The organism is Brachybacterium tyrofermentans, assembly GCF_014897585.1.
GTDB lineage: Bacteria > Actinomycetota > Actinomycetes > Actinomycetales > Dermabacteraceae > Brachybacterium > Brachybacterium tyrofermentans.
The window spans coordinates 1-638 of sequence record NZ_JABUXW010000098.1 but is presented as its reverse complement, the minus strand read 5'-3'; the positions used below and the strand labels follow the sequence as shown (position 1 = coordinate 638).

Annotated in this window: 2 rRNA genes; both read right to left on the bottom strand. The window is 56.0% G+C overall.

The annotated features are described in order from the left end of the window. Positions 1-36: 36 nt before the first annotated feature. Positions 37-153: ribosomal RNA gene (gene rrf, locus INT49_RS20885) — 5S ribosomal RNA — on the bottom strand. Positions 154-272: 119 nt separating this feature from the next. Then, positions 273-638, bottom strand: a 23S ribosomal RNA gene (locus INT49_RS20880); the annotation flags it as partial.

Here is a 638-nt window from a genome sequence, read left to right as displayed (position 1 = left end):
CACGGGTCTCAAGCTCACTCCCACTCCCACAAAGATGTCCGGCGGCGACCTACTCTCCCACACCCTCCCGAGTGCAGTACCATCGGCGCAATCGAGCTTAGCTTCCGGGTTCGGAATGGAACCGGGCGTTTCCTCGACGCTATGACCGCCGTAACACGGCGAGACCCTACCAGCCCTAAAACACAACCCACCCCACAAAGGAAGCAAGCGTGTCCAGGAGTTGTTTCTCCAGAACCACACAGTGGACGCGAACAGCAGCAAACAAAAAATATGTTGTTAAGTCATCAGCCATTAGTACCAGTCAGCTCCACACGTTGCCGTGCTCCCACATCTGGCCTATCAACCCAGTCATCTACTGGGGGCCTCTCACACCCGAAGGTGTATGGATATCTCATCTTGAAGCAGGCTTCCCGCTTAGATGCTTTCAGCGGTTATCCCTTCCCGACGTAGCCAACCAGCCATGCTCTTGGCAGAACAACTGGCACACCAGAGGTCAGTCCATCCCGGTCCTCTCGTACTAGGGACAGGACTTCTCAAATATCCAACGCGCGCAGCGGATAGGGACCGAACTGTCTCACGACGTTCTAAACCCAGCTCGCGTACCGCTTTAATGGGCGAACAGCCCAACCCTTGGGACC